Here is a 22,336-nt window from a genome sequence, read left to right as displayed (position 1 = left end):
GGGGGGGCGCGGGGCCGGCGCCCGCGGGGGGGGCGCGGCCCCCGGGGCCTGTGCGGCGGGGGGGGGGGGGGCGCCCCGGGCGGGGCCCCCCCCCCCCCCCCGGCTCCGTACCGAAGTCGCCAGTCGGGACGTCTTTCTCAGTCCTGCTTCTTCCTCCGGGTGCCGAACACGATCTCGTCCCAGCTCGGCACCGCGGCCCGGCGTCCCGGACGGACCCCGTCCGCTTCGGCTTGGCGGTCGGTGGTGCCGGTGAGCCGGTCGCGGTGACCGGCCACGGTGCGCGGCATCAGCACGTCCGCGTACGCCGAACCCGCTCCCGCCGAGGCGGCCGGCGCGGGCGGCTCCTCGACCTCCGGCTCGGCGGCCGGTTCGGTCTCGGGCGGCTCGGGCGGGTTCGAGGGACGCTCCGGTACGACCATGTCGCCGCGGAAGCTCGGTACGGCTTCGAGCAGGCTGGTCAGCGAGTCGCTCTCGTCCGCGACCGGTTCGGGCGGCGGCGCGGGCCGCTCCAACTGCCGGTCCAGGGCGCGGTCCAGCGGCCGGTCCCGGGGCAGCCGGGCGATCCTCGGCACGAACGGGAAGCTCGGTTCGGGAACCGTGGTGATGGTGTCGTCGGACTCGCCGATCAGCGATCGGGCCTCGTCGTCGACGGCCTGCACGAGCCGGCGCGGCGGGTCGTAGGTCCAGCTCGCGGAGTGCGGCTCGCCAGCGACCAGGTACACGAGCAGGACTTCCCAAGTGCCGTCGTCCCGGCGCCAGGAGTCCCACTGGACGCTCTCCTTGTCGGCGCCGCGCAGCACCAGCCGCTCCTGCACCGCCTCGCCGAGCTGGGGGCCGGTGTTCTCGCCCGGACGCCGCACGGGGGTCTTCCGCGCCCGCTCCGCCATGAAGGCGCGCTCCGCGAGGACGGGGCCCTCGAAGCGGCGTACGCGGTCGACCGGAATGCCGGCGAACTGGGCGACCTCCTCGGCGGAGGCACCGGCTCGTATCCGCGCCTGGATGTCGCGCGGCCGGAGGTGGCTCTCCACCTCGATCTCGATCTGGCCGAGGCGGGCCCGGTCGTTGCGCACAGCGGCCCGGAGCCGCTCGTCGATCGGAAGCGTGTACTCCGTGCTGTCCGCAGCCTTGAGCACCAGTCGTGTGCCGTCGTTGGAGACGGCCACGACACGCAGTTCGGGCATGGGGACCTCCCGGGTGGTGCCTGCCGACGTCACGTGCGTCGCTGCTTCCGCTAGTCGAGTGTGGCCTGCCCGGGTGCAGCCTGCCACAACATTGCCGAGTTGCCCGGCGTGTCGGGCATGGGCCCTGGAACGCCGTTATGGCACGGTTACCTATTCGCAACGCAGAGTGACCGGGGTGGTCACTCTGTGCAGCAGGCACCCGTACGGTGCCGCGGCGCCGCCGGTTCGAGTGCCGCTTTCGGCCCCCTCCCGCAGTCCCGGATACCCGTGTGGGACCCGGGGCCCAGGGCTCGCCACAGTACTCCATTCGGGCCACCTGGGTGGACCGGCACGCCGCCGAAGTTCTCGCGGGGTACGGGAGTTGGACCCGCTGCGACGCGTCCATGCCTGCCCCGTACGTGTCTTGCTTCACACAATCCCCGGAATCGGAACTATTCGCTTCGCTCAAATGTCCCTTCTCTGTGCAAGACGGACGAGAAGGGCGAACAGAGGCTGGGGATGGGTGACAAGCCGGACACCGGGACGGAAGAGAAGAAGCGCATCGACCTGAGCGTGCCGCAGGTCGCGGGCAGCGCGCTCGCCGCGGTCACCGCCGCGGTGCTCGCCTCCAAGCTGGGCGTGTACGGCACGTTCCTCGGCGCCGGTGTGGTCAGCGTGGTCGCCACCTGCGGCGGCACCGTCTTCCAGCACTTCTTCAAGCGGACCGGCGAGCAGTTGCGCGAGGCGACCGTGCAGGCCAAGGTCGGCTCCCGCCAAGTGCCCGTGGTCTCCCCCCACCAAGGGGCGCAGAACGAGACCACCGTGCTGCCGCGGGCCGACGCGGATCGCACCCAGCTGCTCAAGTCCGTCGACGAGACCCGGCTGCTGCGGCCCGGCGCCCGCCCCGCCCGGGAGTTCAACGAGGCGACCGTGCACGGCACCCGGCTGCGCGGATGGAAGCGGCCGGTGCTCGCGGCCGCCGTCGTCTTCGGGGTGTCGATGGGCGGCATCACCGCGTACGAGCTGATCTCGGGCGACGCGGTCGGCGGCAACGGCAACGGCACCACCCTCCAGTCCGTGCTCACCGGCGGTGGCGAGAAGCGGACGCCGCCGGACCACGCGCCCTCGGACACCGGCGACCGGCACAAGCCGTCCCCCGGCGGCGACGCGTCGCCGGCGCCGGAAACGAGCGGCAGGGGGACGACCGGAGGCAGCTCCTCCGGGACCGGCTCCTCGCCGTCGCCGTCCCCCTCGAAGTCCCATGACTCGGGCTCCGGTTCGAGCTCCGGGTCCACTTCCGGTTCGGGCGGCACGACACCGAGTCCGGCGCCCACGCCGTCCCATTCCACGGGTTCCGATTCCGGGAGCGGCCCCGGCGGGCAGAGCACCCCCGACACGCGGTCCGGGGGCACGCCCACTCCGTAGGGCCGGCGGCTCAGTCGCCCAGCACGCGGCGCAGACAGTCGTTGCCGAACCGCCGCTCCGGGTCGAGCCGGTCGCGCAGCGCGGTGAACTCGGCGAAGCGCGGATAGACCTCCGCGAAGTAACCGGCGTCGCGCGTATGGACCTTGCCCCAGTGCGGCCGTCCCGCGTGGGCGGTCATGATCCGCTCGACCGCGGTGAAGTACGCCTGATACGGCGTGCCCCGGTACATGTGCACGGCTATGTACGCGGTCTCGCGGCCGGAGGCGGTGGAGAGCGCGATGTCGTCGGCGGGCGCGGTGCGCACCTCCACCGGGAAGCTCACCCGCAGCGGCGAGCGCTCCACCAGCGCCTTCACCTCGCGCAGCGCCTCCACGACCGCCTCGCGGGGCAGCGCGTACTCCATTTCCATGAACCGCACCCGGCGCGGGCTTGTGAAGACCTTGTACGGAATGTCGGTGTACGTGCGGGCGGAGAGCGCCCGGCTGGAGAGCTTCGCGATCGACGGGATCGTGGCGGGCACCGCCCGGCCGAGTGAACACACCACCTGGAAGAGCCCGTTGGACATGAACTCGTCCTCGATCCAGCCGCTCACCTTCCCGGGCGGGGCGGCCGGTCCCGCGCTGCGGTTGTTGCGCTTGGTGTTGCAGTTGCCGGTGTGCGGGAACCAGTAGAACTCGAAATGCTCGTTCTCCGCGAAGAGTTCCCCGAACTCCGAGGTGACCCTGTCGAAGGTCATCGGCTCCTCGCGGGCCCTGAGCAGGAAGATCGGCTCCACGGCGAAGGTGATCGCGGTGACCACACCGAGCGCGCCGAGCCCGATCCGGGCCGCCGCGAAGACGTCGGGATTGTCCTTCTCGGAGCAGGTGAGCAGCGAGCCGTCGGCCGTCACCAGCTCAAGTGCCTTGATCTGGGCGGCTATCGAGGCCGAATCACGGCCGGTGCCGTGCGTTCCGGTGCTCGTCGCGCCGGCCACCGTCTGCTCCATGATGTCGCCCATGTTCGTGAGCGAGAGGCCCTCCCTGGCCAGCGCCGCGTTCAGCCGCTTCAGCGGCGTACCGGCCTCCACGGTGACGGTCAGCGCCGTGCGGTCGATGGCGCGGATACCGGTCAGCAGGTCGGGGCGTATGAGCACGCCATCGGTGGCGGCGACCGCGGTGAAGGAGTGGCCGGTGCCGACCGCCTTCACCTTCAGCCCGTCCTCGGCGGCCCGGCGCACGGCCTCCGCGAGTTCGGCCGCGGAGGCCGGGGACACTTCCCTCGCCGGACGCGCGGTGACGTTCCCCGCCCAGTTACGCCAGGTGCTGCTGCCGTTCGCTCCGCTCATCTGCTTCGAGCCCCTCCCGATGCGGCACCGGCCTGCGAAGCCGGCGGTACCCCAGGAACGCCACCGCGGCCGCGAGCGTTCCCGCCACGACGGACACCAGGTACCCCGCCTCGGCGCCCGAGGCGTCCACCACCCAGCCGGCGGCGGAGGAGCCGAGCGCCACACCGACCGCGAGCCCGGTGCTGGTCCAGGTCATGCCCTCGGTGAGCTTGCTGCGCGGTACGTGCTGTTCGACGAGGGCCATCGTCGTCACCATCGTCGGTGCTATGGACAGGCCCGCGACAAAGAGCGCCACGGCAAGGAACGGCAGGTTCCCGGCCAGTTGGAGCGGGATCATACTCACCGCCATCGCACAGACACCCACCAGCCACCTGGTCGACGCCGCCCCCTTGAGGCGCAGCAGCCCGAACACCGCTCCTGCTATGCAGGAGCCCAGCGCGTAGACGGCGAGCACCAGGCTGGCCATCGCCTTGTGGCCGCGTTCGTCGGCGAAGGCCACGGTGACCACGTCGACCGAGCCGAAGATGGCGCCGGTGGCGACGAAGGTGGCGACCAGGACCTGGAGTCCGCGGGAGCTCAGCGCGGAGCGGCCGGTGTGGTGCTCGCGCGGGTGCGGTACGGGTTCGGTGGCGCGCTGGGCGGTCAGCCAGAAGACGCCGGCCACCAGGAAGCAGGCCGCGATCAGGGGCCCCGCCTCGGCGAACCAGGCGGTGGAGAGCCCGATGGAGAGGATCGGCCCGAAGATGAAGCACAGCTCGTCGACGATCGACTCCCACGAGTACGCCGTGTGCAGGTTCTGGGCGTCTCCCCGGTAGATCTCGGCCCAGCGGGCCCGGACCATCGAGCCGACGCTCGGCACGCAGCCGGCGCCCGCCGCGAAGACGAACAGGGTCCAGTCGGGGGCGCCCTGCTGGGCGCAGACGAGGAGTCCCGCGACGGCCGCGACGGCGACCAGGGTGGCCGGGCGCAGCACCCGGCGCTGGCCGTGCCGGTCCACGAGCCGGGATATCTGGGGGCCGACCACGGCGGCCGACATCGCGAGCGTCGCGGAGAGCGCGCCGGCCAGGCCGTAGCGGCCGGTGAGCTGGGAAACCATGGTCACGATGCCGATGCCCATCATCGACAGCGGCATCCGCCCGAAGAGCCCGGCGGCGGAGAACCCCTTGGTGCCGGGGGCGGCGAATATCGCGCGATAGGGACTGGGCAACGGGGACTCCGGGATCCGGCGTGACGCGTGTAATTAATTCCTAAAGCTTACGATGCTGAAGTCGACTGGCGCACCGCCTTTTCGGGCTCGGTCCCCGGGGGCCGAGCCCCGGGCCCGGTTCCCCGGCTCGGTTCACCGCTTGTCAGAGCCGGATGGCAGGATCGGAACCATGTCCGAACTGCGCGATCCAGCTTCCGGAGCAGCCGAGGCCGCCGCTCCGTACGACGCCCTGCTGCTGCTCTCCTTCGGCGGCCCCGAAGGCCCCGACGACGTGGTCCCGTTCCTGGAGAACGTGACGCGCGGCCGCGGCATCCCCAAGGAGCGGCTCAAGGAGGTGGGGCAGCACTACTTCCTGTTCGGCGGGGTGAGCCCCATCAACGAGCAGAACCGCGCGCTGCTGGACGCGCTGCGCAAGGACTTCGCCGACCACAGCCTGGACCTGCCGGTCTACTGGGGCAACCGGAACTGGGCGCCCTACCTGACCGACACCCTGCGCGAGATGGTGGCCGACGGCCGCCGCCGCATCGCGGTCCTCGCCACCAGCGCGTACGCCTCGTACTCGGGCTGCCGGCAGTACCGCGAGAACCTGGCGGACGCGCTCGCGACGCTGGCGGCCGAAGGGCTCGAACTGCCCAGGGTCGACAAGCTGCGGCACTACTTCAACCACCCCGGCTTCGTCCGCCCCATGATCGACGGCGTCCTGGAGTCGCTCGCCGCACTGCCCGAGGACGTCCGCGCGGGCGCCCACCTCGCCTTCACCACGCACTCCATCCCCGAAGCCGCGGCCGACACCTCGGGCCCCGCCGAAGAGCACGGCGACGGCGGCGCCTACGTACGCGAACACCTCGACGTGGCGCGGGTCGTCGCCGACGCGGTCCGCGAGCGGACCGGCGTCGAGCGGCCCTGGCAGCTCGTCTACCAGTCCCGCTCCGGCGCCCCCCACATCCCCTGGCTCGAACCCGACATCTGCGACCACCTGGAGACGCTGCACGGCGCGGGCGCCCCCGCCGTCGTCATGGTCCCCATCGGCTTCGTCTCCGACCACATGGAGGTCCTGTACGACCTCGACACGGAGGCCACCGCCAAGGCCGCCGAGCTCGGTCTGCCCGTGGCCCGTTCAGCCACCGTCGGCGCCGACCCGCGCTTCGCGGCCGCCGTGCGCGACCTCGTCCTGGAGCGGGCCGCGAGCGAGCGCGGACTGCCCGCCGAGCGGTGCGCCCTGGGCGCGCTCGGCCCCTCGCACGACCTGTGCGCCGTCGGCTGCTGCCCGGCCGCCCGCGGCGGCACCAAGCCCGCGGCAGCGGGCGCCGACAGCCCGTACGCATAAGGGAGCGACCATGACCGACCCTCTCCACCGCGAACTGCTCGGCCTCGCCATGGAGGCCGCGCGGCGGGCCGGCGAGCTGCTGCGCGACGGCCGCCCGGCCGACCTTGCCGTCGCCGCCACCAAGACCAGCCCCATCGACGTGGTGACCGAGATGGACGTCGCCGCCGAGAAGCTGATCACCGGCTACCTCTCCGAGCACCGCCCGCACGACGGCTTCCTCGGCGAGGAGGGCGCCTCCAGCGTGGGCACCAGCGGAGTGCGCTGGGTCATCGACCCGCTCGACGGAACCGTCAACTACCTTTACGGGCTGCCCACTTGGGCCGTTTCCATCGCCGCCGAACAGGACGGCGAGCGGGTGGCGGGCGTGGTCGCGGCCCCGATGCGCGGTGAGACGTACCACGCCGTCCTCGGCGGCGGCGCCTTCCTTGGCGAGCGCCCGCTGCGCTGCCGCCCGCCGGCCCCGCTGTCCCAGTCCCTGGTGGCGACCGGATTCGGCTACGTCCAGTCCGTACGCGCCCACCAGGCGGACGTGGCCCAGCGGTTGATCCCGCGGTTCCGCGACATCCGCCGCGGCGGCTCGGCGGCCATCGACCTGTGCGACGTGGCCGCCGGCCGGCTCGACGCGTACTACGAGCGCGGCCTGAACCCCTGGGACCTGGCGGCCGGCGACCTCATCGCCCGCGAGGCCGGCGCGCTGACCGGCGGCCGCCCCGGCACGCCCCCGTCCCGGGAGCTGACCATCGCCGCGTCCCCGGAACTCTTCGGCCCGCTCCAGTCGCTCCTGGAGGAGTACGGGGCCTGGCACGACTAGGGGGTGTCCGGGCATGACGAAACCCCGGCGCCGTCCCGTGGCGCCGGGGTTTCCTGGTGGGTGGGGTCAGCAGTGCGCTACGGCTACCTCGACACCGTGCTCGGCGGCCAGACGATGGAGATCGTCCAGCTCTGCCTGCTCGACGTCGGCGAGGAAGTCGTCGCCGCTCTCGCGCGCCCGTGTGAGGTCGGTTTCCGTGGTCCTTATGCGCTGCAGCAGCCCTGCGGTGAAAGCGTCCATGGTGCGCCCCCTCGTCGTGGGTCGGTGGCACGGGGGTGTGCCGACGGTGGGTTGCGATCACGACGTGAAGATGTGGCATGCCACATACAGGGCGTGATCGCGGGGTGTGCAGTCGTCCTCCCCACGCCCACTCTCAAAGAAACCTCAACTGCCGCGGTAATCCTGCCTATTCCCGCTGCGGCTGCCGTCCGTGGCCGGAAATCGCAGGTGGGCGCCGCCTCTGGGTCCGGCACCGTCTTACCGCCGGTTTATGGGCGTAAGGGGCAGGATGGAAGCTCACAGTCACTGGTTCAGTGCACAGACATGCCCGCGGACGACGCGGGACCCTAGGGAAGGAAATGCGCCGTGCGCGTACTCGTCGTCGAGGACGAGCAACTGCTCGCCGATGCGGTGGCCACCGGACTGCGCCGGGAGGCCATGGCCGTCGACGTCGTGTACGACGGCGCCGCGGCCCTGGAGCGGATCGGCGTGAACGACTACGACGTCGTGGTGCTCGACCGGGACCTTCCGCTGGTCCACGGCGACGACGTCTGCCGCAAGATCGTCGAGCTGGGCATGCCCACCCGGGTCCTGATGCTGACCGCCGCCGGAGACGTCAGCGACCGCGTCGAGGGCCTGGAGATCGGCGCGGACGACTATCTGCCCAAGCCCTTCGCCTTCACCGAGCTGACCGCCCGGGTCCGCGCGCTCGGCCGGCGCACCACCGTCCCGCTGCCGCCCATCCTGGAGCGGGCCGGCATCAAGCTGGACCCCAACCGCCGTGAGGTGTTCCGCGAGGGCAAGGAGATCCAGCTCGCGCCGAAGGAGTTCGCGGTCCTGGAGGTCCTCATGCGCAGCGAAGGGGCCGTGGTCTCGGCCGAGCAGCTCCTGGAGAAGGCCTGGGACGAGAACACCGACCCGTTCACCAATGTGGTGCGCGTGACCGTCATGACGCTGCGGCGCAAGCTCGGCGAGCCCCCGGTGATCGTCACCGTGCCGGGCTCCGGCTACCGGATCTGACGGCGATGGCCGCCACTCCCGCCCCGCCGTCGGCGCCTCCCAAGCCGACCTGGGCCCCGAAAAGCGCCGAACCGCCCTTCCCCTGGCTGCGACCGACCATCCGGATACGCCTCACGCTGCTCTACGGCGGCATGTTCATGATCGCGGGGATACTGCTCCTCTCGATCATCTATCTGCTGGCCGCGCAGGCCCTGCACGCCGGCAGCGCCCCCTTCAAGATCGTGGGCGGTCAGAACCTCACGCTGTCCAGCAGCAACTGCCAGCTGCCGAGGACCGGCACCGTCGCGGAGTTCAACGACGCGATCAGCGCCTGCATGGCCCAGCAGCGCCAAGAAGCCTTGGACAACCTCCTGAGCCGCTCCCTGCTCGCGCTCGTCGGCCTCAGCGTCATCGCCTTCGCTTTCGGGTACGCGATGGCCGGCCGGGTGCTCTCGCCGCTCGGCCGGATCACCCGGACCGCCCGCCGGGTGGCCGGTACGGACCTGAGCCGGCGGATCGAGCTGGACGGCCCCGACGACGAGCTCAAGGAGCTCTCCGACACCTTCGACGAGATGCTGGACCGCCTGGAGCGGTCCTTCACGGCCCAGCAGCGGTTCGTCGCGAACGCCTCGCACGAGCTGCGCACCCCGCTGGCGATCAACCGCACGCTGCTTGAGGTGCACCTCTCCGACCCCGGCGCCCCGGTGGAGCTCCAGCAGCTCGGCAAGACGCTGCTCGCCACCAACGAGCGCAGCGAGCAGCTCGTCGAGGGCCTGCTGCTGCTCGCCCGCAGCGACAACGAGATCATCGACCGCAAGCCGGTCGATCTCGCCGAGGTCGCCTCCCGCGCCATCGACCAGGCCAGGAGCGAGGCCGAGACCAAGGGCGTGGAGATCAAGGGGGAGCGGGCGCCCGCGGTAGTCCAGGGCAACGGCGTCCTGCTGGAGCGCATCGCGCTGAACCTGGTCCAGAACGCGGTCCGCTACAACGTCCCCGAAGGCGGCTGGGTCGAAGTGGTCACCGAGCTCCGGGACGGCCATGCGACGCTGCTGGTGTCGAACACGGGGCCAGTGGTTCCCGCGTACGAGATCGACAACATCTTCGAGCCGTTCCGGCGGCTGCGCACCGAGCGCACCGGCAGCGACAAGGGGGTCGGCCTCGGCCTATCCATCGCCCGGTCGGTCGCGCGGGCCCACGGAGGCCGTATCATCGCGGAGCCCCGCGAAGGCGGCGGCCTCGTGATGCGTGTCACCCTGCCGGTCTGAGACGCTGCTCGAAGCTGTTTCGGCAGTTCGCTTTGCGCGGAATTTTCGGGACCCGTTCCCAAGAGTTTCGTGTGTGATCAGTCACAAAGGCAAACTTCCGGCCACCTACTCTCCGTGATCGGTGAATCCCCTGGAATCCCGGTAAAAGTCCGGGTTTCCGGGGGGTGAGATCACGGGAAGTACACGGGGTGGCACTCGTGAAGTGCGACATGAGGACCGTGTACGGTCCCGATCGCCATCCAAGACGATCACTCTTGAGGAGTGCGGTTGGGTGTCGATTGAGTAACAGACCTTGATGTGAGGCAAAATCTCCGCCTCAGGTCGGGCACAAGTCCGGCCTCTCACGCGTTACGTGCGCTGAGACACCGCAACCACCCAGAGGGGGAGAGCGACATGGCAACGGACTACGACACCCCACGCAAGACCGACGACGACGTCGATTCCGACAGCCTTGAAGAGCTGAAGGCCCGGCGTAACGACAAGTCCACCTCGACTGTTGACGTCGACGAGTACGAGGCCGCCGAAGGCATGGAACTGCCCGGCGCGGACCTCTCCAACGAAGAGCTCGCCGTTCGCGTCCTGCCCAAGCAGGCCGACGAGTTCACCTGCATGAGCTGCTTCCTCGTGCACCACCGCAGCCAGCTGGCCCGGGAGAAGAACGGTCAGCCGATCTGCCGCGACTGCGACTGAAGCAGGTCGGCGTGGCAGGCGCGAAACCGCCCCGGAAGCGACCGTTCCGGGCGGAGGGTGCCCCGGGTTCCACCGAGGCACCACAGGGCGGCACAGGCCCGGCAGAAGGCGTTGAAGCCCCCGCCGAGCCGGCCGGCCTCCCCGCGGTGAGCGCTGCCGACGGTGCACGTGACGCCGGGCGGGGCCAACAGGCCTCGCTCGAAGCAGCCGTCACGGCAGCAGGTACGGGGAAAGAGAAGAAGGCGGGGCCCGCGGCCGGGGCCCGACGCCTGGACGCCCTGCGCAAGGGCGCTCTCGACAAGGGCGTCCCCGCCCTGAAGAAGAGTGTTCCGGCGCTCAAGAAGGGCGTACGCAAGGGCGGCGAGGGCATCAAGACCTCGCTCGGCCACCTTGCCGACCGGATCATCGACGTCGCCCCCCGCATTCCCGTGCGGGACCTGGCGACGCTGCGCGCGCACTTCCCGGGCCTCGGCCCGGAGGAGATCGCCGACAAGCTGATCGCGGGCGCCGCCAACGGCACGTCCACGGTCGGCGCGGGCATCGGCGCGGCCGCGATGCTGCCCGTTCCGCCCGCGATGCCCGCGGAGCTGGCCGCCGAGGTCACCGGGGTCGCCGCGATCGAGCTGAAGCTCATCGCCGAGCTGCACGAGGTCTACGGAATGCGGCCGCCCGGCACCCTCAAGCAGCGCTCGATGGCGTATCTGACGTCATGGACCGAGGAGCGCGGCATCGACGTCACCAAGCCGACGACGCTCAACTTCGCGCTCGGCGGCCAGATGAAGCGCGAGCTGCGCCAGCAGATCATGAAGCGCATGGCCCGCAACCTGCCGAACCTGACGCCGTTCATGGTCGGCGCGGCTGTTGGCGCCGTGATGAACCGCCGCGACACCAAGAGGCTCGCCGCGCACATCAGGAAGGACCTGCGCAAGCACCAGGTGCCCTGGGACGCGCTGCCCGAGCTCCCCGCCCTGGAACGGCCGGACAACCCGCTGCCGCCGGGGGAGCACCCCAAGGAACTCGGCCGCTGAAGGCCGGGCCCCCGCGAAGCGGAGGGCTCAGGCGGTACGGACCGCGTTGAGCGCCGTCTTCAGCGCCTCGGGGTCGCGGGTCGAGAGGTAGACGTACGGGGTCGGGTCCGCCGGGTCCGTGATCTCCACCTTCACCGCCGTCGGGATGTACGCCCGCAGCAGCATGAACGCGCGCGGATCGGCCTTGTGCAGCCGCCAGGCCCGCGCCTCCTCGGCATCCAGGACCTCGGGCTCGCCCAGCGCCTGCACCGGAATCCGGGCCTCCCCGGCGACCAGGGTGTCCGCGAGCACCCGGATCCGCACCGAACCGTACGAACTCACCACCACCCAGGACACCGCCGTGCCGCCCACCAGACCGGCCAGCATCGGCAGCGTGCCCACCGGCAGCAGCATCAGCGCGCAGGCGACGCCGACCAGGCCGGAGATGAACCACCAGGAACGGGGCGCGGTGAGGCGTTCTGCGTACTGCGGGGCGTTGGGCTGCATGAAACCTAGCTTGGCACGGCGCGACCTGCGGCTTGGACCGCGGGTAAGGTCTGCGGCTGTGACTGCTACATCTGCGTCCCTGACGCCCCCGCCCGACGCCATGGCGCCGGTGCGGCACCCGGAGGCGCCCGCACCCGGCGAGCTGCTCGGTGCGCACTACGGGCACTGCTTCGGCTGCGGCGACGGACAGCCCCACGGCCTGCACCTGGCGGCGCGGGCCGGCGAGGGCGTCACCGTCACCGCCGAGTTCACCGTGCGCGAGGCGCACCAGGGCGCCCCCGGTCTCGCGCACGGCGGGGTGCTGGCCACCGCGCTCGACGAGACGCTCGGCTCGCTGAACTGGCTGCTGAGGGTGATCGCGGTGACCGGCCGTCTGGAGACGGACTTCGCCCGACCGGTCCCGGTCGGCACGGTGCTGCACCTGGCGGCCGAGGTCACCGCGGTGGCCGGCCGCAAGATCTACTCCCGGGCCACCGGCCGCATCGGCGGCCCCGAGGGGCCCGTGGCGGTCCGGGCCCAGGCCCTCTTCATCGAGGTGAAGGTGGACCACTTCATCGACAACGGGCGCCCGGCCGAGATCCAGGCCGCCATGTCCGACCCCGACCAGCTCAGGCGCGCTCGCGCCTTCGAGGTGAATCCGTGATGCGTGAACCCGTAGACGTCCTCATCCGCCGTGTCGACCCGGAAGTGCCGATCCCGGCGTACGGGCACCCGGGCGATGCCGGAGCCGATCTGGTCACCACCGAGGCCGCCGAACTCGCTCCGGGCGAGCGGGCCGTCCTGGCGACCGGCGTCTCCATCGCGCTGCCCGACGGGTACGCGGCCTTCGTGCACCCCCGTTCGGGCCTGGCCGCCCGGTGCGGTGTCGCCCTGGTGAATGCCCCGGGGACGGTGGATGCCGGGTACCGTGGAGAGATCAAGGTGATCGTGGTCAACCTCGACCCGCGCGAGAGCGTGCGGTTCGAGCGTTTCGACCGCATTGCCCAACTGGTCGTCCAGCAGGTCGAGAAGGTGCGCTTCCACGAGGTGGCGGAGCTTCCCGGCTCGGCGCGGGCCGAGGGGGGCTTCGGGTCCACCGGCGGTCATGCCGCCGTGGACGGTTCGGCCGCCAGTGGCGGTACAACGGGTGGGAATCGATACGCTTCGGTCGTATCCGACCGGGAAGGACAGTGACGTGTTCGGACGTCGCAAGAAGAGCGGGACTGCCGATGACGCGGCGGGCGAGGCCGAGCAGGTCGTCGACGGCACCGAGGCCGATGACATCGAGGCCGGGGACAAGAGCGAGGTCCGCAGGGTGAACCTGCCGCCGGCACCGCGTCCGGACGGCCCCTGGGACCTCGCCGAGGTCACCGAGCCCGGCGAGGGCCGGGTGGACCTCGGCGGACTCTTCGTCCCCGGGGTCGAGGGCATGGAGCTGCGGGTCGAGGTCGCGGGCGACGCGATCGTGGCGGCCACGGTCGTGCTGAACGACAGCGCGGTCCAGCTGCAGGCCTTCGCGGCGCCGAAGAAGGAAGGCATCTGGGGCGAGGTCCGCGAGGAGATCGCCTCCGGCATCACCCAGCAGGGCGGCATCATCGACGAGGTCGAGGGCCCGCTGGGCTGGGAGCTGCGCGCGCAGGTCCCGGTGCAGCTGCCGGACGGCACCAACGGCGTCCAGCTGGTCCGCTTCGTGGGCGTGGACGGCCCGCGCTGGTTCCTGCGCGGTGTCATCTCCGGCCAGGGCGCGGTGCAGCCGCAGGCCGCCGGGCTGCTTGAGACGATCTTCCGCGACACCGTGGTGGTCCGCGGCGAGGGCCCCATGGCGCCCCGCGACCCGATCGTCCTGAAGCTGCCCAACGACGCGCAGATGGTGCCCGAGGGCGTCCAGCAGGACGACCAGGAGGGCTCCCGCTTCTCCGGCGGCATGGGCCAGCTCCAGCGCGGCCCCGAAATCACCGAGGTCCGCTGACCCCGGCCGGCGCCCCGCGCGCCGGGCAATTCGCTTACGGCCCGCGGCGGTTGGTCCTCGAAAACCAACCGCCGCGGGCCGTCGCATTGCGTTCGGGCTTTCGGCCGGGCCGACCCTCGCCACCTGCGCCGGAGCATCAGAATCGCGTCAATACGGGACCTCCGCCCCACCCCCACCCCATTTGCCGCAATTGTTGGCCGTAAGGTCGACGCTGCGTACGCAGCTGAATTCTGAAAGACAATGGGGCCATGGCACGCGGCAAGCTTCGGATCTACCTCGGCGCGGCACCGGGCGTCGGCAAGACGTACGCGATGCTGTCCGAGGCCCATCGGCGGGTGGAGCGCGGCACCGACTGCGTCGTCGCCTTCGTCGAGCACCACGGGCGGCCGCGCACCGAGGTGATGCTGCACGGCCTGGAGCAGATCCAGCGGCGCGAGATCGAATACCGCGGGACCGTCTTCACCGAGATGGACGTGGACGCGGTCCTGGAGCGGCGCCCCGCCGTCGCCCTGGTGGACGAACTCGCGCACACCAATGTCCCCGGCGCCCGCAACACCAAGCGCTGGCAGGACGTCGAGGAACTGCTCGCGGCCGGGATCGACGTGGTGTCCACCGTCAACATCCAGCACCTGGAATCCCTCGGCGACGTGGTCGAGTCGATCACCGGCGTACGGCAGCGCGAGACCGTGCCCGACGAGGTGGTGCGGCGGGCCGACCAGATCGAGCTGGTCGACATGTCGCCCCAGGCGCTGCGCCGCCGCATGGCGCACGGCAACATCTACAAGTCCGAGAAGGTCGACGCGGCCCTGTCGAACTACTTCCGGCCCGGCAACCTCACCGCGCTGCGCGAGCTGGCGCTCCTGTGGGTCGCCGACCGGGTGGACGAATACCTCCAGCAGTACCGCGGCGAGCACGACATCCAGTCCACCTGGCAGGCCCGCGAGCGGATCGTCGTCGGCCTGACCGGCGGACCCGAGGGCCGCACCCTCATCCGCCGGGCCGCCCGGATGGCCGCCAAGGGCTCCGGCAGCGAGATCCTCGCGGTGTACGTGGCCAGGAGCGACGGCCTCACCTCCGCCTCGCCCAAGGAACTCGCCGTCCAGCGCACCCTGGTCGAAGACCTTGGCGGAACCTTCCACCACGTCATAGGCGACGACATCCCCACCTCGCTGCTGGCCTTCGCGCGGGGCGTCAACGCCACCCAGATCGTCCTCGGATCCAGCCGCCGCAAGGCCTGGCAGTACATCCTCGGCCCCGGTGTCGGGCAGACCGTGGCCCGCGACTCCGGGCCCGACCTCGACGTCCACATCGTCACCCACGAGGAAGTCGCCAAGGGCCGCGGACTGCCGGTGGCGCGCGGGGCCCGGCTCGGGCGCGCCCGCATCGTGTGGGGCTGGGCGGCCGGCGTGATCGGCCCCGCCCTGATGACCGTGCTGCTCAACAATGTCGACGCGGACCTCGGGCTCGCCAACGACATGCTGCTGTTCCTGACGCTGACCGTGGCCGCGGCCCTGCTAGGCGGCCTGATGCCGGCGCTCGCCTCGGCCGCGGTCGGCTCGTTCCTGCTGAACTACTACTTCACCCCGCCCATCCACAAGATCACGATCGCCGATCCGAAGAACATCGTCGCCATCGTGATCTTCGTGCTCGTGGCCGTGTCGGTGGCCTCCGTCGTGGACGTCGCGGCCCGCCGCACCCACCAGGCCGCCCGGCTGCGCGCGGAATCGGAGATCCTCTCCTTCCTCGCGGGCAGCGTGCTGCGCGGCGAGACCAGCCTGGACGCCCTGTTGGAGCGGGTCCGCGAGACCTTCGCCATGGAGTCCGTGGCCCTCCTGGAGCGCGAGAGCGACGTGGCGCCCTGGACCCGCGCGGGCAGCGTCGGACCGCGCCCGGTCGGCCGCCCCGAGGACGCGGACGTCGACATGCCGGTCGGCGACCACATGGCGCTGGCGCTGTCCGGACGCGTCCTGCCCGCCGAGGACCGCCGCGTGCTCGGCGCCTTCGCCGCCCAGGCCGCCGTCGTGCTCGACCGCCAGCGCCTGGTGGGGGAGGCCGAGGAGGCCCGCAAGCTCGCCGAGGGCAACCGCATCCGTACCGCGCTGCTCGCCGCCGTCAGCCACGACCTGCGCACCCCGCTCGCCTCCATCAAGGCCGCCGTCACCTCGCTCCGCTCCGACGACGTCGAATGGTCCGACCAGGACCGCGCCGAGCTCCTCGAAGGCATCGAGGGCGGCGCCGACCGCCTCGACCACCTGGTCGGCAACCTCCTCGACATGTCCCGCCTGCAGACCGGCACCGTCACCCCGCTCATCCGCGAGATCGACCTCGACGAGGTCGTCCCCATGGCGCTCGGCGGCGTCCCCGAGGACAGCGTCGTCCTCGACATCCCCGAGTCGCTGCCCATGGTCGAGGTCGACCCGGGCCTGCTGGAGCGGGCCGTCGCGAACGTCGTGGAGAACGCCGTCAAGTACAGCCCGCCCGACAGCCCCGTCACCGTCGCCGCCAGCGGCATGGCCGAGCGCGTCGAGATACGGGTCACCGACCGCGGCCCCGGCGTCCCCGACGCCGCCAAGGACCGCATCTTCGCGCCCTTCCAGCGCTACGGCGACGCCCCGCGCGGCGCCGGAGTCGGCCTCGGCCTCGCCGTCGCCCGCGGCTTCGCCGAAGCCATGGGCGGCACCCTCTCCGCCGAGGACACCCCCGGCGGCGGCCTCACGATGGTCCTCACCGTCCGCGCCGCCCCCAGTCCGGGCCGGGCCCCCGCCGACCTCTCCGCCCAGGTCACCTCATGAACCGAACCGTTCCGCCAGAGAATGCAGAAGGCAGGTACTCCAGATGACCCGGGTGCTCGTGGTCGAGGACGAGCCGCAGATCGTGCGCGCGCTCGTGATCAACCTCAAGGCACGGAAGTACGAGGTGGACGCGGCCCCCGACGGCGCGACCGCCCTCCAGCTCGCCGCCGCCCGCCACCCCGACGTGGTCGTGCTCGACCTCGGCCTGCCCGACATGGACGGCGTCGAGGTCATCAAGGGGCTGCGCGGCTGGACCCGGGTCCCGATCCTGGTGCTCTCCGCCCGCCACACCTCCGACGAGAAGGTCGAGGCGCTGGACGCCGGCGCCGACGACTACGTCACCAAGCCGTTCGGCATGGACGAGCTGCTCGCCCGGCTGCGTGCCGCCGTACGCAGGGCCGAGCCGGTCGGCGGCGCCGACGGCGCCGACGACCTGGTGATCGTCGAGACCGACGGATTCACCGTCGATCTCGCCGCCAAGAAGGTCAACCGCGACGGCCGCGACGTACGCCTCACCCCGACCGAATGGCACCTGCTCGAAGTCCTGGTGCGCAACACCGGCCGCCTCGTCAGCCAGAAGCAGCTGCTCCAGGAGGTCTGGGGGCCCTCCTACGGCACCGAGACCAACTACCTGCGGGTCTACATGGCCCAGCTGCGCCGCAAACTGGAGCTCGACCCCTCGCACCCGCGCCACTTCATCACCGAGCCGGGCATGGGCTACCGCTTCGAACGCTGAGCCGGTGATCGGTGCTGTCCACACGCTTTGATCGGGTGGGGGTGTCCCCCGGTACGCTTTCTGTATGAGTGCTGACCTTCGTACCGAGAAGCCCGCGGGGCGCTTCCGCCGGATGCTCGACCGGCTGTCCACCTCGCAGGAGGATCTGCACTCCGCGGAGCTGCAGGAGGACACGCAGGCCACGGGGTGCACCCGCATCTCCGAGTGCAGCGACCGCCAGATAGTCAAAGTGACTGGTACCTTGCGGACCGTCACCCTGCGTCCGCGGGCGGGTGTGCCGGCGCTGGAGGCCGAGCTCTTCGACGGCACCGCCCCGCTGGACGTGGTGTGGCTGGGACGGCGCTCGATCGTGGGCATCGAGCCGGGCCGCAAGCTGATCGCTTCGGGCCGGATCTCCATGAGTCACGGCCGGCGAGTCCTGTTCAACCCCAAATACGAACTCCGACCGCTCGGACAGGAGTAGCCGGTGACGTCAGTCGACAAGCCGACCACCACCCCCACGCACACCCCGCCCGACGCCGACGCGAAAGCCGTCACCGAGGCCGCGCTCTTCGAGGCGTTCGGCGGGGTGCGCGGCATGGTGGAGACGGTCCTGCCGGGGCTGCTCTTCGTCACGATCTTCACGGTCAACAAGGACCTGCACACCTCGGCGATCGCCGCCCTCGCGGTCTCGCTGCTGCTCGTCGTGGTCCGCCTGGTCCGCAAGGACACCATGAAGCACGCCTTCAGCGGCGTCTTCGGCGTGGCCTTCGGCGTGGTCTTCGCGATGATGACGGGCAACGCCAAGGACTTCTACCTGCCGGGCATGCTGTACACCCTGGGCCTGGCCCTGGCGTACCTCGTCACCACGGTCTTCGGGGTTCCCCTGATCGGGCTGATCCTCGGCCCGGTCTTCAAGGAGAACCTGTCCTGGCGCACCCGCAACCCGGGCCGCAAGAAGGCGTACGCGAAGGCGAGTTGGGCCTGGGGGCTCATCCTGCTCGCCAAGTGCGCGATCCTCTTCCCGCTGTACTGGTGGGCCAACACCTCCCAGCTCGGCTGGGTGCTGATCGCCCTGAAGATCCCGCCGTTCCTCCTCGCGGTCTGGCTCACCTGGGTCTTCCTCGCGAAGGCCCCGGCGCCGATCGACGTCTTCGCCGAGATGGAGGCGGAGGAAGCGGCCGAGAAGGCCCGCAAGGCCGCGGCTCAGGCCCCCGGCGCGAGCTGATCCCCGAACGCGGGAAGGGCCCGGAACCACCTGGTTCCGGGCCCTTCCGTGTGTGCGGTGTCAGCCCTCGCGGCGGACCGACAGCAGGTCCTCCAACTGCTCCTCGCGGGCCTGCGCGGCCACGAACAGCAGCTCGTCGCCCGCCTCCAGGGTCTCCTCCTGGCTCGGCGTGAGCACCCGCGTGCCCCGGATGATCGTGACCAGGGAGGTGTCCTCCGGCCAGGCCACATCGCCGACCTGCGTGCCCGCCAGCGCCGACTCCGGCGGCAGCGTCAGCTCGACCAGGTTGGCGTCGCCGTGGCTGAAGCGCAGCAGGCGTACGAGATCACCGACGCTCACCGCCTCCTCCACAAGCGCCGACATCAGCCGCGGCGTCGAGACGGCGACGTCCACGCCCCACGACTCGTTGAACAGCCACTCGTTCTTCGGGTTGTTGACCCGGGCCACCACCCGCGGCACCCCGTACTCGGTCTTCGCGAGCAGCGAGACGACCAGGTTCACCTTGTCGTCGCCGGTGGCCGCGATGACCACGTTGCAGCGCTGGAGCGCCGCCTCGTCCAGCGAGGTGATCTCGCAGGCGTCCGCGAGCAGCCACTCGGCGAGCGGCACCCGCTCCACCGAGATGGCGGTGGGCGCCTTGTCGACCAGCAGCACCTCGTGCCCGTTCTCCAGGAGCTCGCCCGCGATGGAACGGCCCACCGCGCCGGCCCCGGCAATCGCCACACGCATCAGTGACCGCCCTCCTCGGGGCCCTGGGCGAACGCCGCCTCGACCTTTTCGACCTCGTCGGTACGCATCATCACGTGCACCAGGTCGCCCTCCTGCAGCACCGTCTGGGACGTCGGCAGAACCGCTTCGCCCAGCCGGGTGAGGAACGCGACGCGCACGCCGGTCTCCTCCTGCAGCTTGCTGATCTTGTGGCCGATCCAGGCCGCCGAGGTGTGCACCTCGGCCAGCTGCACGCCACCGCTCGGGTCGCGCCACAGCGGCTCCGCGCCGGACGGCAGCAGCCGCCGCAACATCTGGTCGGCGGTCCAGCTGACCGTGGCGACCGTCGGGATGCCGAGACGCTGGTAGACCTCGGCACGGCGCGGGTCGTAGATCCGCGCCGCCACGTTCTCGATGCCGAACATCTCGCGGGCCACCCGGGCCGCGATGATGTTGGAGTTGTCACCGCTGGAGACCGCCGCGAACGCGCCGGCCTCCTCGATCCCCGCCTCGCGCAGGGTGTCCTGGTCGAAGCCGACCCCGGTCACCCGGCGTCCGCCGAAGCCCGAACCGAGCCGACGGAAGGCCGTGGGGTCCTGGTCGATCACCGCGACCGTGTGCCCCTGCTGTTCCAGGGTCTGCGCGAGAGCGGCTCCCACTCGCCCGCAGCCCATGATGACGATGTGCACGTGCCCTTTACCCCGCACTCCTGGTCGCCCCGATGACCTGCGCAAACACCCTGCTCACTACTTCCTTCTCGGCTAGCCGGGCAACAGCGTGGCAACAGAAATCCACGTTGCCGCCTGACGAGCTTATGCGGCCCGCCCCCGGATGCACTCACCAGTGCCGTTATCGCATCAGGACGTCAACAGGAGGCGGCTGGGCCTTATCCATACGCAACGCTTACGATCCTCTGCGTGTCCAAACTGACCGACCTGCCCAAACGGATCCTGATCGGCCGGGCGCTGCGCAGCGACAAGCTGGGAGAAACACTCCTCCCCAAGCGCATCGCACTCCCCGTCTTTGCCTCCGACCCGCTCTCGTCCGTTGCGTACGCACCCGGAGAGGTACTCCTGGTGCTCTCCGTGGCGGGTGTGTCGGCGTACCACTTCAGCCCCTGGATCGCGGTCGCGGTCGTGGTGCTGATGTTCACCGTGGTCGCCTCGTACCGGCAGAACGTGCACGCCTACCCGAGCGGCGGCGGTGACTACGAGGTCGCCACCACCAACCTCGGACCGAAGGCCGGACTCACCGTCGCGAGCGCCCTGCTCGTCGACTACGTGCTGACCGTGGCCGTCTCCATCGCCTCCGGCATCGAGAACCTCGGCTCCGCGATCCCCTTCGTGGTCGAGCACAAGGTGCTGTGCGCCGTCGCGGTGATCGTGCTGCTCACCCTGATGAACCTGCGCGGAGTGAAGGAGTCGGGCAAGCTCTTCGCGATCCCGACGTACGTCTTCGTCGCCGGCGTCTTCATCATGATCGCGTGGGGCGCCTACCGGGGCCTCGTCATGGGCGACACCATGAAGGCCCCCACCGCCGACTACACGATCAAGGCCGAGCACCAGGGCCTGGCCGGCTTCGCCCTCGTCTTCCTGCTGCTGCGCGCCTTCTCCTCCGGCTGCGCGGCGCTCACCGGCGTCGAGGCCATCAGCAACGGCGTCCCCGCCTTCCGCAAGCCGAAGTCCAAGAACGCCGCCGGCACCCTGGCCCTCATGGGCGGCCTCGCCGTGACCATGTTCTGCGGCATCATCGCGCTGGCCATGGCCACGAACGTACGGATGGCCGAGAAGCCCACCGAGGACCTGCTGCTGGGCGGCGCCCCCGTCGGCTCCGGATACGTCCAGAACCCGGTGATCTCGCAGGTCGCCGAGGCCGTCTTCGGCAACGGCAGCTTCCTGTTCATCGTGCTCGCCGCGGCCACCGCGCTGGTCCTGTTCCTGGCCGCGAACACCGCGTACAACGGCTTCCCGCTGCTCGGCTCGATCCTCGCCCAGGACCGTTACCTGCCCCGCCAGCTGCACACCCGCGGCGACCGCCTCGCGTTCTCCAACGGCATCGTGCTGCTGGCCGGCGCCGCGGTCCTGCTCGTCGTGATCTACGGCGCGGACTCGACCCGGCTGATCCAGCTGTACATCGTCGGCGTCTTCGTCTCCTTCACGCTCAGCCAGACCGGCATGGTCCGCCACTGGAACCGCCATCTGGCCACCGAAACCGACCCGGCCGAGCGCCGCCGCATGATCCGCTCCCGCGCGATCAACGCGTTCGGCGCCTTCTTCACCGGGCTCGTCCTGGTCGTCGTGCTCGCCACCAAGTTCACCCACGGCGCCTGGGTCGCGCTGCTCGGCATGGTGATCTTCTACGGAACGATGACCGCGATCCGCAAGCACTACGACCGGGTCGCCGAGGAGATCGCGGCTCCGGACGAGCCCTCCGACGACAGCCTGCGGCCCTCCCGGGTGCACTCGATCGTCCTGGTCTCCAAGGTCCACCGCCCCACCCTGCGCGCCCTGGCCTACGCCAAGCTGATGCGTTCGGACCAGCTGGAAGCCCTGTCGATCTCGGTCGACCCGGCCGAGACGAAGGCGCTGAAGGAGGAGTGGGAACGGCGCGGCATCAACGTACCGCTGAAGATCCTCGACTCCCCGTACCGCGAGATCACCCGGCCGATCATCGAGTACGTCAAGGGCCTGCGCCGCGAGAGCCCGCGCGACGCGGTCAGCGTGTTCATCCCCGAGTACGTGGTCGGCCACTGGTACGAGCACCTGCTGCACAACCAGAGCGCCCTGCGGCTCAAGGGCCGCCTGCTCTTCACCCCCGGCGTGATGGTGACCTCGGTCCCCTACCAGCTGGAGTCCTCCGAGGCCGCGAAGAAGCGGGCCCGCAGGCGCGCGGACTGGAACGCGCCCGGTTCGGTGCGGCGGGGCCCGGCACCCCGCCCCAAGGAGCCCAGCGGCAAGAGCTGAGCGGTGCTGGTGGCGGGCGGCCGGGCGACACCCACGTAGAC

At 71.0% G+C, this 22,336-nt stretch carries 22 protein-coding genes; 15 read left to right on the top strand and 7 right to left on the bottom strand.

Annotation, left to right across the window (positions count from 1 at the left end):
- Positions 1-137: 137 nt before the first annotated feature.
- Positions 138-1,181, bottom strand: coding sequence for a septation protein SepH (gene sepH / locus ACIQ8J_RS11340; protein WP_403270752.1), 1,044 nt, complete (start codon positions 1,179-1,181; stop codon positions 138-140).
- A gap of 498 nt (positions 1,182-1,679) precedes the next feature.
- On the opposite strand from sepH, the gene ACIQ8J_RS11335 reads away from it, so the two are divergent.
- The gene (locus tag ACIQ8J_RS11335; RefSeq protein WP_403270754.1) at positions 1,680-2,585 is read left to right on the top strand and encodes a hypothetical protein; all 906 of its coding nucleotides are present in this window, start codon (positions 1,680-1,682) and stop codon (positions 2,583-2,585) included.
- Between the two features lie 10 nt (positions 2,586-2,595).
- Here ACIQ8J_RS11335 and ACIQ8J_RS11330 read toward each other — a convergent pair whose 3' ends face one another.
- Together ACIQ8J_RS11330 and ACIQ8J_RS11325 are read right to left on the bottom strand one after the other, a co-directional pair.
- Positions 2,596-3,909 (bottom strand): D-arabinono-1,4-lactone oxidase, encoded by a 1,314-nt coding sequence (locus tag ACIQ8J_RS11330; RefSeq protein WP_403270757.1) that lies wholly within the window; start codon positions 3,907-3,909, stop codon positions 2,596-2,598.
- Complete coding sequence (locus tag ACIQ8J_RS11325; RefSeq protein ID WP_403270759.1) at positions 3,875-5,116, bottom strand: MFS transporter; 1,242 nt, start codon at positions 5,114-5,116, stop codon at positions 3,875-3,877. Before ACIQ8J_RS11325 ends, ACIQ8J_RS11330 begins: the two co-directional genes overlap by 35 nt.
- A gap of 169 nt (positions 5,117-5,285) precedes the next feature.
- Between ACIQ8J_RS11325 and ACIQ8J_RS11320 the strand changes: the two genes are divergently transcribed.
- Both ACIQ8J_RS11320 and ACIQ8J_RS11315 read left to right on the top strand, forming a co-directional pair.
- Complete coding sequence (locus ACIQ8J_RS11320) at positions 5,286-6,443, top strand: ferrochelatase (RefSeq protein WP_403270760.1); 1,158 nt, start codon at positions 5,286-5,288, stop codon at positions 6,441-6,443.
- 10 nt (positions 6,444-6,453) lie between these two features.
- Positions 6,454-7,254, top strand: a complete 801-nt coding sequence (locus ACIQ8J_RS11315) for an inositol monophosphatase family protein (RefSeq protein WP_403270763.1) — start codon at positions 6,454-6,456, stop codon at positions 7,252-7,254.
- A 66-nt stretch (positions 7,255-7,320) separates the two neighbouring features.
- Here ACIQ8J_RS11315 and ACIQ8J_RS11310 read toward each other — a convergent pair whose 3' ends face one another.
- On the bottom strand, positions 7,321-7,494 hold the full coding sequence (locus ACIQ8J_RS11310; RefSeq protein ID WP_399052670.1) for a hypothetical protein: 174 nt from the start codon (positions 7,492-7,494) through the stop codon (positions 7,321-7,323).
- 345 nt (positions 7,495-7,839) lie between these two features.
- Between ACIQ8J_RS11310 and ACIQ8J_RS11305 the strand changes: the two genes are divergently transcribed.
- The 4 genes from ACIQ8J_RS11305 to ACIQ8J_RS11290 all read left to right on the top strand — a co-directional run bounded on the left by ACIQ8J_RS11305 (position 7,840) and on the right by ACIQ8J_RS11290 (position 11,455).
- Entirely contained in the window at positions 7,840-8,493 is a 654-nt protein-coding gene (locus ACIQ8J_RS11305) for a response regulator transcription factor (RefSeq protein WP_399052669.1), read from the top strand.
- A 5-nt stretch (positions 8,494-8,498) separates the two neighbouring features.
- Positions 8,499-9,737, top strand: coding sequence for a sensor histidine kinase (locus ACIQ8J_RS11300; RefSeq protein WP_403270766.1), 1,239 nt, complete (start codon positions 8,499-8,501; stop codon positions 9,735-9,737).
- A 393-nt stretch (positions 9,738-10,130) separates the two neighbouring features.
- Complete coding sequence (locus tag ACIQ8J_RS11295; protein WP_053725482.1) at positions 10,131-10,427, top strand: DUF4193 domain-containing protein; 297 nt, start codon at positions 10,131-10,133, stop codon at positions 10,425-10,427.
- 11 nt (positions 10,428-10,438) lie between these two features.
- Positions 10,439-11,455 carry a hypothetical protein gene (locus tag ACIQ8J_RS11290; protein WP_403270768.1) on the top strand — a complete coding sequence of 339 codons (1,017 nt, stop codon included), beginning with the start codon at positions 10,439-10,441 and terminating at the stop codon, positions 11,453-11,455.
- 27 nt (positions 11,456-11,482) lie between these two features.
- Here ACIQ8J_RS11290 and ACIQ8J_RS11285 read toward each other — a convergent pair whose 3' ends face one another.
- A complete protein-coding gene (locus ACIQ8J_RS11285; protein WP_403270772.1) occupies positions 11,483-11,941 on the bottom strand; it encodes a DUF3093 domain-containing protein in 459 nt (152 codons plus the stop codon).
- A 58-nt stretch (positions 11,942-11,999) separates the two neighbouring features.
- On the opposite strand from ACIQ8J_RS11285, the gene ACIQ8J_RS11280 reads away from it, so the two are divergent.
- The 7 genes from ACIQ8J_RS11280 to ACIQ8J_RS11250 all read left to right on the top strand — a co-directional run bounded on the left by ACIQ8J_RS11280 (position 12,000) and on the right by ACIQ8J_RS11250 (position 18,624).
- Positions 12,000-12,584 carry a PaaI family thioesterase gene (locus tag ACIQ8J_RS11280; protein ID WP_403270775.1) on the top strand — a complete coding sequence of 195 codons (585 nt, stop codon included), beginning with the start codon at positions 12,000-12,002 and terminating at the stop codon, positions 12,582-12,584.
- Complete coding sequence (dut, locus tag ACIQ8J_RS11275; protein WP_403270778.1) at positions 12,584-13,114, top strand: dUTP diphosphatase; 531 nt, start codon at positions 12,584-12,586, stop codon at positions 13,112-13,114. The genes ACIQ8J_RS11280 and dut overlap by 1 nt, the downstream gene beginning before the upstream one ends.
- Position 13,115: 1 nt before the next feature.
- Positions 13,116-13,889: a DUF3710 domain-containing protein gene (locus ACIQ8J_RS11270; RefSeq protein WP_403270781.1), complete on the top strand. Its 774-nt coding sequence runs from the start codon at positions 13,116-13,118 to the stop codon at positions 13,887-13,889.
- A gap of 248 nt (positions 13,890-14,137) precedes the next feature.
- Positions 14,138-16,681, top strand: a complete 2,544-nt coding sequence (locus ACIQ8J_RS11265) for an ATP-binding protein (RefSeq protein WP_403270784.1) — start codon at positions 14,138-14,140, stop codon at positions 16,679-16,681.
- Between the two features lie 43 nt (positions 16,682-16,724).
- Positions 16,725-17,417 (top strand): response regulator, encoded by a 693-nt coding sequence (locus ACIQ8J_RS11260; protein ID WP_403270786.1) that lies wholly within the window; start codon positions 16,725-16,727, stop codon positions 17,415-17,417.
- 64 nt (positions 17,418-17,481) lie between these two features.
- Positions 17,482-17,880 (top strand): OB-fold nucleic acid binding domain-containing protein, encoded by a 399-nt coding sequence (locus ACIQ8J_RS11255; RefSeq protein WP_078966308.1) that lies wholly within the window; start codon positions 17,482-17,484, stop codon positions 17,878-17,880.
- Positions 17,881-17,883: 3 nt separating this feature from the next.
- Positions 17,884-18,624: a DUF3159 domain-containing protein gene (locus tag ACIQ8J_RS11250; RefSeq protein WP_403270789.1), complete on the top strand. Its 741-nt coding sequence runs from the start codon at positions 17,884-17,886 to the stop codon at positions 18,622-18,624.
- Between the two features lie 60 nt (positions 18,625-18,684).
- Here the strand turns inward: ACIQ8J_RS11250 and ACIQ8J_RS11245 are convergent, their stop codons facing one another.
- Both ACIQ8J_RS11245 and ACIQ8J_RS11240 read right to left on the bottom strand, forming a co-directional pair.
- Positions 18,685-19,353: a TrkA family potassium uptake protein gene (locus ACIQ8J_RS11245; RefSeq protein ID WP_053725471.1), complete on the bottom strand. Its 669-nt coding sequence runs from the start codon at positions 19,351-19,353 to the stop codon at positions 18,685-18,687.
- Positions 19,353-20,021, bottom strand: coding sequence for a potassium channel family protein (locus tag ACIQ8J_RS11240; RefSeq protein WP_399052657.1), 669 nt, complete (start codon positions 20,019-20,021; stop codon positions 19,353-19,355). Before ACIQ8J_RS11240 ends, ACIQ8J_RS11245 begins: the two co-directional genes overlap by 1 nt.
- Positions 20,022-20,249: 228 nt before the next feature.
- Between ACIQ8J_RS11240 and ACIQ8J_RS11235 the strand changes: the two genes are divergently transcribed.
- The gene (locus ACIQ8J_RS11235) at positions 20,250-22,295 is read left to right on the top strand and encodes an APC family permease (RefSeq protein WP_403270792.1); all 2,046 of its coding nucleotides are present in this window, start codon (positions 20,250-20,252) and stop codon (positions 22,293-22,295) included.
- Positions 22,296-22,336 lie beyond the last annotated feature (41 nt).

Origin of the sequence: Streptomyces sp. NPDC094147 (genome assembly GCF_044764265.1) — a bacterium.
Taxonomy (GTDB): domain Bacteria; phylum Actinomycetota; class Actinomycetes; order Streptomycetales; family Streptomycetaceae; genus Streptomyces.
Note: the sequence above shows the minus strand (reverse complement) of the source record. Positions and strands in the feature narration are given on the sequence as shown.

Excerpts from the sequence above, each read along its gene's own strand:
- sepH (WP_403270752.1), bottom strand. The coding sequence starts at position 1,181 with ATGCCCGAACTGCGTGTCGTGGCCGTCTCCAACGACGGCACACGACTG.
- ACIQ8J_RS11335 (WP_403270754.1), top strand. The coding sequence starts at position 1,680 with ATGGGTGACAAGCCGGACACCGGGACGGAAGAGAAGAAGCGCATCGAC.
- ACIQ8J_RS11330 (WP_403270757.1), bottom strand. The coding sequence starts at position 3,909 with ATGAGCGGAGCGAACGGCAGCAGCACCTGGCGTAACTGGGCGGGGAAC.
- ACIQ8J_RS11320 (WP_403270760.1), top strand. The coding sequence starts at position 5,286 with ATGTCCGAACTGCGCGATCCAGCTTCCGGAGCAGCCGAGGCCGCCGCT.
- ACIQ8J_RS11315 (WP_403270763.1), top strand. The coding sequence starts at position 6,454 with ATGACCGACCCTCTCCACCGCGAACTGCTCGGCCTCGCCATGGAGGCC.
- ACIQ8J_RS11310 (WP_399052670.1), bottom strand. The coding sequence starts at position 7,494 with ATGGACGCTTTCACCGCAGGGCTGCTGCAGCGCATAAGGACCACGGAA.
- ACIQ8J_RS11300 (WP_403270766.1), top strand. The coding sequence starts at position 8,499 with ATGGCCGCCACTCCCGCCCCGCCGTCGGCGCCTCCCAAGCCGACCTGG.
- ACIQ8J_RS11295 (WP_053725482.1), top strand. The coding sequence starts at position 10,131 with ATGGCAACGGACTACGACACCCCACGCAAGACCGACGACGACGTCGAT.
- ACIQ8J_RS11285 (WP_403270772.1), bottom strand. The coding sequence starts at position 11,941 with ATGCAGCCCAACGCCCCGCAGTACGCAGAACGCCTCACCGCGCCCCGT.
- dut (WP_403270778.1), top strand. The coding sequence starts at position 12,584 with ATGCGTGAACCCGTAGACGTCCTCATCCGCCGTGTCGACCCGGAAGTG.
- ACIQ8J_RS11265 (WP_403270784.1), top strand. The coding sequence starts at position 14,138 with ATGGCACGCGGCAAGCTTCGGATCTACCTCGGCGCGGCACCGGGCGTC.
- ACIQ8J_RS11260 (WP_403270786.1), top strand. The coding sequence starts at position 16,725 with ATGACCCGGGTGCTCGTGGTCGAGGACGAGCCGCAGATCGTGCGCGCG.
- ACIQ8J_RS11255 (WP_078966308.1), top strand. The coding sequence starts at position 17,482 with ATGAGTGCTGACCTTCGTACCGAGAAGCCCGCGGGGCGCTTCCGCCGG.
- ACIQ8J_RS11245 (WP_053725471.1), bottom strand. The coding sequence starts at position 19,353 with ATGCGTGTGGCGATTGCCGGGGCCGGCGCGGTGGGCCGTTCCATCGCG.